The sequence below is a fragment of the Nocardia amikacinitolerans NBRC 108937 genome, assembly GCF_001612615.1.
In the GTDB taxonomy this organism is placed as follows: domain Bacteria; phylum Actinomycetota; class Actinomycetes; order Mycobacteriales; family Mycobacteriaceae; genus Nocardia; species Nocardia amikacinitolerans.
In genome coordinates, this window is sequence record NZ_BDAU01000074.1 from 1 (window position 1) to 5,763 (window position 5,763).

General features: G+C 62.1%; 3 protein-coding genes. 2 read left to right on the forward strand and 1 reads right to left on the reverse strand.

Translation table 11 applies throughout. The features are described from left to right. Positions 1-2: 2 nt before the first annotated feature. Positions 3-1,274, reverse strand: coding sequence for a hypothetical protein (locus tag NAM01S_RS32475; protein WP_218018496.1), 1,272 nt, complete (start codon positions 1,272-1,274; stop codon positions 3-5). A gap of 296 nt (positions 1,275-1,570) precedes the next feature. On the opposite strand from NAM01S_RS32475, the gene NAM01S_RS35545 reads away from it, so the two are divergent. Both NAM01S_RS35545 and NAM01S_RS35550 read left to right on the forward strand, forming a co-directional pair. Next, positions 1,571-5,227 (forward strand): NACHT domain-containing protein, encoded by a 3,657-nt coding sequence (locus NAM01S_RS35545; RefSeq protein ID WP_157108026.1) that lies wholly within the window; start codon positions 1,571-1,573, stop codon positions 5,225-5,227. A 103-nt stretch (positions 5,228-5,330) separates the two neighbouring features. Further along, on the forward strand, positions 5,331-5,763 hold a 433-nt coding region (locus tag NAM01S_RS35550; protein WP_157108027.1), incomplete at its 3' end, for a hypothetical protein.

Consider the following 5,763-nt stretch of genomic DNA (forward strand, 5'->3'; position numbering starts at 1 on the left):
ATTCAGTCGAAGATTTCGCGTTCGCAGCGGATTCGCTCGTACTCCTTGAAGAGTTTCCACACCAAGGGGCGCTGATCGTCACGGCGTAGTGCCAAGCCCTCACGCCCGGTGCGGACCAGCGCTGCGTAATCGTCGTAGTCGGTGATACCACGGCCCTTGATCAAGCGATCGATCTCGTCGGCCCAGTATTCGAGGTTGGGCTCGATGTCGGCGAGTGGCCCGTTCTCACCACCCACATGCGCCCAGGCCAGTGACAGAGCCGTGCGTGCCCGCTTGGGTTCCATGCGCACCGGTTTGTTCCGCAGCCGCAGGAACTGGCTCGCCCATGCGTGTAGTCCGATGAATTCGACGCGATCGACGACTTCGGGGGCCAGTCGGGTGAAGGGAGTTCTGTGACAAGCGGGGAGGGAGCGCACGAAGCTGGTCAACAGCAGTTTGCCGGTGCTCTCTCGTGCGATGCGTGCCAGTCGATGCAGCGCGACCACGGTCTTTCCCGTTCCAGCCGGTCCGATAATGCGTGCGGGGCCGTTGTAGTTGCGTCGCACGAGGCTCATCTGTTCCGGATCCAGGAACGATAGCCAGGTCAGTAGCGGTTCGGATAGTGCGCGCTCGCGCTGATCGGCGATGGTGTCGGTTTCCTCGAACAGTCCCTCTACGTCGGGTTCGGGATTCGTGCCGGTCTCCGCGATGTGTACGGGACGATATTCGGATCTGTCGGCGACCGCTTTGGCGACCTGCTCGGCGTCACGCTGTTCGAGTACGCGTCCGGTGAAGAACGCGCGGCGCAGCTTTCGTTCGTCGGCGATGACCACTCGATTGTCGACATGGCCGAGATCGGTGCCCACCGGCACGATCAACGCCACTCGAACCGTGTTCGCCACGAACACATTCGACCCGACTATCAGCTTGTCGAAGAGCCGTTGGGTGCGGGCACGGACAGCGTCGATCGCCTGACTGGTCGGTGCGGTGGTCGTGAATATCAGCGCAAACACCCCGCCGCGGCCGACGAGCAGCGCGTGCGCTCGTCCGGTCGGAACGTCGACGATGGGATCGCGCACCAGCAGATACGCGCCCCGCTCCATCAGCATGCCCGCGAATACGCTCCGGTAACCCGACGGAAGCTTTGGCACCGCGTTGAGCGCGTCGTACACCTGTTGACGAAGAACCTCTTGCGCACGATCCGAGATCCGACTCACCTCTCCCCCTTCCGCGCCGACCCCTGACAGGCGCATCGCAAACCAGGCTACAGCCCCGCTCAAGGGCGTGTTCACCAATTGCCCGTCATAGCAACATCTTTCGAGACAGATGGCTCGCCATGATCGTTCATTCTGCACATGTATGCAGAACGATCATGGTTCATGAGTCACCAAGAAACACGGAGGCGCGGACCTCATCAACGCGGTCACGCCCTGCTCCAGGTGGCAACGACGACGGCTTAGGAACCAGGCACCTCAGCCCGGATCTACTGAGGCGGATTTTGTGTGGTCCCGAAAGGGTTCGCGCTCTCGATGGCGTCGAGCAGCGCTATCGTGTTGTGCCGCGAAGCGGTATCGAGGAGAGGTGGGATGGAGTGGTTGTTCAGTCCAGCCGGTGGGTGCGTTTGCTGTCTGAACAGCCTGATCGCGATCCGTCTTTCGTGCTGGATGCCAATGGGTTTCTGAATGTAGAGCGATCTCGGGTGCACTTGGAGTTGCTCGCGCCAGCGGAAGCTGCCGAGGGCAGAGCGTTTGTCCTGGTCGGAGGTCCGGGAATCGGCAAGACGACCACTTTGAGGCTCCTTGTCGCGGATCGTGGCGGACCTCCGCACAGTCCGGGTTTTCCCGGCACCGTGTGGGCGTCCGCGCCTGAGCTGACCGACAGGGATGCATTGACAAGTATTGTAGGTCAATACTTTTCGGCGTTGCCTGATCTATCGTCAGCACTGTCGGTCGATGATCCGATGTTGCCCGCTGGTCTTCTCACTGTGGTGGTCGACCAGTTGGATGAGCATCCCGATCTTGACCGGTTTGTCCAACAGTTCCATATGATGCTCGAAGGCAAGGACACCCGCGGGCTCAACGTGCTCATCGCGTGTCGCGCCGCGGAGTATCCGGAGTCGTTGACGTCGATACTGAAGCAGGTGTTCGGCTCATGTACGGTCGCCGAGCTTGCGCCGTTGACCTGGGATCAAGCAGCGGCAATCGCTGCGCAGGATGTTCCTGACCCCGAGGTCCTTCTCGAAGCGATCAGTCGCAGTGGCAGCGGCTCTTTGGCTAGCACGCCGTTGACATTGCGGATGCTTGTCAGTGACCGATCGTTGGGCAACGGACACGAGTGGCCCGCGCGATACATCTTCGACCAGAAGGTCCGTGCGCTGCTCAGTTCACCTCACGAGCCCGACACTGGCCTGTGGGAGTCAAGCCTCGAGGAACGGCTGGCGATTGCCTCGCGGATCGCTGCCTACCTGCTGTTGTCGGGGCGACGTACGCTCCGGATCGGTCGCAATGCGTGGGCGCACAATGAAGAGATAACTCCGGGCCTACTCGCGTCTGGACGTGAGGCCGCAGGACTCGGAGAGTTCGACGTAACACTGGCCAAGGTCCGGGACACGCTGGGCACTCACATGTTCGCCCCGGGATCGGAAAGCACCGAGTTCGCTCATTCGTCTGTGGCTGCATTTCTGGCCGCACGCTACCTCGTCGATCGATCACGATCGGCTCCTCCCGGGGTCTCCGAGCGGCAGCTGTCAGGGGTCTTCCTTGTCAGTGCCCCCGACGAGCCGACAGCGCGGATTCCTGAGCACCTACGTGAGACCGCTGCCTGGATGGTGGGTTTGGCGCCTCGCCAGTCGGAGTGGCTCGCTTCGGCTGACCCGCCTTCTTTGGCGGGGTACTCGATGTGGATTCCCGATCCCGAGATCAGGTCGGTTCTGGCAGGCGGGCTGCTGGATCGTGCTGAACGAATCGAACTCGGTGGAGGGGCGGAGTGGCCCCGCGCCCGCTGGGATCTGAACCACCCGGGACTAGCGCCGCAGTTGTCAGACATTCTCAGGTGTGCAGTGATATCTACAGGGTATGAATGGGCTGATCTGGCTCGCGTCCGCGTAGCTGTGCGGTTGGCGAATGATTCACGAGTCGCGGGAGTAACCCCCGCGCTGCTGGATCTGACCCAGTCTCGAAGGTGGCCGGTTTCGGTGCGTCAACGGGCTGCCCGCGCGGCAGTGAATTGTTCGCCCGACAGCGCGCTTCCTCGACTTCGAGATCTACTGCGCCAGCTGGTGGTCACGCGTCCTTCGGCCTCCCCGCTTTCAGATGATGACGACTTCGACGGCCTGTCCGGCGACAGTGAACTGGTGGGGACACTGCTGTCACTGTTGTGGCCCGAGTACCTGAGCTTCGATGAGGCGGTCGCGCATATCCGGCCTCGTCGTCAGACGATGGCCATCGGCGTCTATCGTGGCGAGGCAGACCGGTTCGCGCGCGAGGTTGGTGATGGAGACCTCGACCGACTGCTCACGTACGCCACCGCGGCAATTCGCGAATTCGGTACCGAGCCCGCCGCATCTCAGCTGACCGACATAAACGCGCCCGACCCAGTCGGTATCGGTCAGCTGCTGAGCATTACACCCGAAGACGAGTGGGGACTGCGGGAGTTCATCGCCCCCATCCTCGAGCGAGTTTTCGACTCGCATAGGGCGGAAGAACTGCTCCCAGCTACCGCCCGGATGATCGCTCCACTCATGCGGGCATCGATCAGGATCCCCATGCCCGCACGACTCGAACTCATGGATCGTGACGGGACGGAACTGTCCGCGACCACCAACCTACGTCGGAAACTGGCGCACGAGTTGGTGCTTCATCTCCTCGATGCGGAACAACCATTCGGTCGCTACGCCGCATATCTGATCGTTGCGGAGTGGTGCCACGAGCTCGCCTTCGCCCCAGGCTCTGATCGGCTGCCCCTCGGTACCGAACGGGGCGACCGTCAGCGCCTGCTCGATGACGGCGACACCGCGTGGTGCCTGGCGCAGATCGACATGTTTCTGGATGCCGCCAATGCCCCTTTGGCACAAGCATATTCGCTACTTATCACCCTGATCGCGGACCCGTACAACCCTCATACCTTCGACCTGCTGGAGAATCGTCCCGACTCGCCCGAGCGTGAACACTTCCGCTGGGTGTTCGACGGGATGCCGATCGATGACGACTACGCCAGAGCAATGCGCCGGAGTACGGCAGCACAATCGTCGTGGGACCGAGCCGACAGCTTTGGTTCGGCACAGCGAGAGCGTCTCGTCGCTGCGGCGAATCGAGACAGCGACGCATTCTGGGTCCTGGTCCGCTTCCTGTGGGTGAACCCGTACACCGGGCGATTCGAGGATGCGCGCTCTCTGGACGTCCTCAACAGCCCCGGCGTGGCATTGTGGTCGCCAGCGGAGTTCTCGGTACGGTTTCGCGCCGCCGCAATGTCCTACCTCGAATCCGCACACGACCACCGTGACACCTGGCTGGGCACGGCGAACACCGATCACCGTGCCGAAGCCGGCTTGATCGCTCTCGCGTTCCTTCACCGCACCGAAGGAACGAACGGCCTGCGCTCACTGCCCCCGGCGAGCTGGGCATCGTGGACCGCGGCGATCCTGTGCGGCAGCCCAGAACTCAACGGCCAAAATCCTCAGTTGATCAGCACACTCCTGGGTTTCGTCACCCAGCACGCATTGAGCTCGCTAGCCGACAGCATCGACCTGTGGGCACGTACGGCACTGAGAAACGGGATACCACCATGGTCCCTCGGCCAAGTCGTTCCTCTTCTGCCACGAGAGGTACACCCTCGGATGGTCACGCTGGCAATCGAATTGTTCGATACGTTGTGTTCGCCCGCGACTGCTCACTCTGCCTCATTTCACTGTCACCGTCAGCTCCGGCGACCAGGGCAATCAGCCGCATGCGGATGGGAGCGGTGTAGGCGGATCCCCAGCAGACATCGCACGACAGATTTGGTCTGTGCTGCTCGAACCACCATTGAAGCTGCGCGATCAACCCGCCATCGAACACGTCCGCGGAGTCTTCACCGCGGAACAACCAGCCACCGCCGGACCGATGATGGAGATAGCGGCCGCGGCGGCCGTCCTGTTGCTCACCACCGATACAGAGCAGCAATGGCCGCTCATTCACGCCGCAATCACGCAGTCGACCGAGTTCGCGCGCCGCCTTGCCTACGCGTGCGCTGGCCGCGATGCTGCCGCTGAACTCACCGGAAATTTGTCTGACGCAAACATTCTCGACTGCTACCGGTGGCTCGCTCAGGTTCATCCACCCGAGACCGAAGTACACACCATCGGAATCTCCGAGGTGACCCCGGCACAGGAAGTGCATAGTTTGCGCCGCGCGGTACTTTCCACCGCCACACAGCGCGGGACACCCGCAATCGTCTGCGGGCTTCGTGATCTGCTGGAGGATGATCCGGACTTGCTCGAGCTGCGTTCCGCACTCGTCAACGCACGGACGGTGGCGCAGACGAAGGCGACTGTTCACCTATCCACCGCAAACATTCGCGATCTGCTCTCCGACACCCGCCGCCGCGCCGTCAGCTCGGCGACCCAACTCGCCGCGGTCGTGGTCGAAACACTGGTCGAGATCGAGAAAGACATTCACACACACGGCTTCCTGCTGTGGGACTGCGAGCGTGACCATGCCGAGGATGGCAAGCGTATCTACCGCTTTCGCCCCAAACCCGAAGGCTCATTCGGCGCATACATCGCCCACGAACTCAAACTACGTGAAT